Here is a 2,165-nt window from a genome sequence, read left to right on the forward strand (position 1 = left end):
AACCAACCCCGTCAGGTCACCCACAACCAAGCCGGGATCAACCATCGGCTTGGCCATGTTCTTCTCCTGCTCCAGATCATCCACGACAATGCGATCAAAGCGGCGCATCGTTTCGGGCAGCCAGGGCAGGGCCTGGTCGGTCATCACGGTGAAGCTTCCCGGCTTCAGCCAGTTGGCGTCGAGGAACGGTTCGGGTTTGGGCACCAGGGTCACCGTCGTCACCACCATGTCGGCGCCTTCAATCGCGGCCCTTGCCGTGTCGCAGGGGATTGCTTGCAGCCCTCGCGACCGCGCCATCTGGCACAGCGCGTCGCGGTTGGCGGTGCCGCGGCCGAAGGCGCGGATTTCGCGCAAGGGGAAGAGGTCGGCGAAGGCTTCGAGGTGGCCGCGGGCCTGCACCCCGCAGCCGATGAAGGCCAGGGATGACGCGTCGCTTCTGGCCATTTGCCTGGCGGCGACGGCGCTCAAGGCGGCGGTGCGTTTCTCGGTCACCCAATTGCCGTCGACCAGGGCAAGCGGCAGGCCGGTTTCGGCGTCGAGCAGCGTGATCAGGGAATTCAGCGTGGGCAGTCCGCGCCCGGCGTTGCGCGGATTGACGACCAGCGATTTCGTGGCCAGCACGGGCGGCGTCGACGCAACGCCGAGCGTCGCCATGATGTAGCGGTCGTCGCCCGGCAGCACGACCGCCTTCGGCGCGCACCAGACTTCGCCCCGCCTCTGGCCTGATATCTGGCGTTCGATCTCGTCAACCATGTCGACTGTCGAGATCGACAGGCGGTCGAGCAGGGCGGCCGACAGATAGGGCAAGGTTTCGGCGGCCAAAGGTTGGTTGTTCATCTTGTCATTCCCCATGGGATCATCAAATCGCCGCGAGAGCCCCTCATCGCGGGTCTGGACGCCCTCTCACGCCTCCAGCGTCGGCTCCGTGTTCACCTCCAGCGCCTCTTCCGCCTCATCCTCTTCCCCCAGCACCTCGCCATGCACGCCCAATGCCTTTCCGATCCAGAGCGGGTCGACCAGGTGGTCGCGCTTGGGGTTGGTGGTGTTGGGGTGGATGAGGATGCTGAGGCCGCCATGGTTCAGCATCAGCCAGGGCACCAGCGTGGCGAAGATTTCGGTGGCGAAGGAGACCTGGTACATGGCTTGCTCATGCGGGCCGACGGGCTCGTCGCGCCAACTGCCCAGGCGCACGCGGAAGCGTTCGGCGATGCGCTGGCGCAGCCATTCGGCGTATTGGCGCTGGTCGGCGTCGCCGTAATAGATATGGGCGTGGTAGCTGGCGATCTCGGCGAGTTGTCTCGGGCTGGGCGGTCGGGGTTGCCCGGCCGGCGTTGAACTGGCTTTGCTCATCTCGATGCTCCCCTGGTGTGTCGCGCCAGGCGCAAATCTAGAACGGTTCACCGTTTCATGGAAATCATTCCGGATGAAGGTGCGAGTCATCGGACGACTTCGCTTCGGCCTTGTCCAAGACGGTCCAGCGCATCAAAAATACGTGAACATCTATACATTTATTTAGTTTTGTCTAATTTTTGTTTGCGCCAGATAAATATGGCGAAATGGGAGAGGGAAAATGGGAAAATCACTCGGAGTTACCGCAGCTATCGGATTGTCGTTCGCCTTCGCTATTTCTATTGTGTCATCAGCTCATGCTGATGGCGAATGTGCGAAGGAGAAGAGTGTCAAAAAACAGTTGGTCTGCCTCGAGAAGAAGATAGATAAAAAGGAAACCAACCTCAAAATCAGAAGCAGTTCCCGAGGGCAATGCCTCGCTTGGGTGGATACAAACAAAGCGCCTTATACGACTGACTGCACGACTTCCGACAGCACTTGGGATTTGTTGCAGACCAAATAGCCGACCGAGGCTCACGATCTGAGGAGCGCGATCCTCGCGCCCTCAGTTCCTCACGGCCAAATTGCTCGCGGTGCCAGCCGTTGCCGATCTTCCCGGCGGGTCGAGCGGGCAGTGACCTTGCTCAAGACCGCGTTCTTGGGCTGAATGGCGGGACACGGCGCTTCTATCCCTGCCGCGCCATGGAGGGTGATCATTTGTCTGCTGGGAATCAAACGTCCACCGGTCACGAAGCGAGCGAGGCCGGGTGGCTCGATCTTCATTTCGAATCGTCGCGGCCCGAATACGAGGCGGCCCTGCTCGATGCCGGCATCCG

At 61.3% G+C, this 2,165-nt stretch carries 4 protein-coding genes; 1 reads left to right on the forward strand and 3 read right to left on the reverse strand.

Annotated elements, in window-relative coordinates:
• Together EOA36_RS33990 and EOA36_RS33995 are read right to left on the reverse strand one after the other, a co-directional pair.
• Positions 1-837: ornithine cyclodeaminase family protein (locus EOA36_RS33990; RefSeq protein ID WP_145969475.1), on the reverse strand; the 837-nt coding region annotated here is incomplete at its 3' end.
• 66 nt (positions 838-903) lie between these two features.
• The gene (locus EOA36_RS33995) at positions 904-1,350 is read right to left on the reverse strand and encodes a DOPA 4,5-dioxygenase family protein (RefSeq protein ID WP_127281076.1); all 447 of its coding nucleotides are present in this window, start codon (positions 1,348-1,350) and stop codon (positions 904-906) included.
• A 220-nt stretch (positions 1,351-1,570) separates the two neighbouring features.
• Here EOA36_RS33995 and EOA36_RS34000 point away from each other — a divergent pair, with 220 nt between their 5' ends.
• A complete protein-coding gene (locus EOA36_RS34000) occupies positions 1,571-1,852 on the forward strand; it encodes a hypothetical protein (RefSeq protein ID WP_127281077.1) in 282 nt (93 codons plus the stop codon).
• Positions 1,853-1,902: 50 nt separating this feature from the next.
• On the opposite strand, the gene EOA36_RS37860 is transcribed toward EOA36_RS34000, so the two are convergent.
• The coding region (locus EOA36_RS37860; protein ID WP_210212443.1) for a hypothetical protein at positions 1,903-2,165 on the reverse strand (263 nt) is incomplete at its 5' end.

The organism is Mesorhizobium sp. M8A.F.Ca.ET.021.01.1.1, from assembly GCF_003998025.1.
Taxonomy (GTDB): domain Bacteria; phylum Pseudomonadota; class Alphaproteobacteria; order Rhizobiales; family Rhizobiaceae; genus Mesorhizobium.

Excerpts from the sequence above, each read along its gene's own strand:
- EOA36_RS33995 (WP_127281076.1), bottom strand. The coding sequence starts at position 1,350 with ATGAGCAAAGCCAGTTCAACGCCGGCCGGGCAACCCCGACCGCCCAGC.
- EOA36_RS34000 (WP_127281077.1), top strand. The coding sequence starts at position 1,571 with ATGGGAAAATCACTCGGAGTTACCGCAGCTATCGGATTGTCGTTCGCC.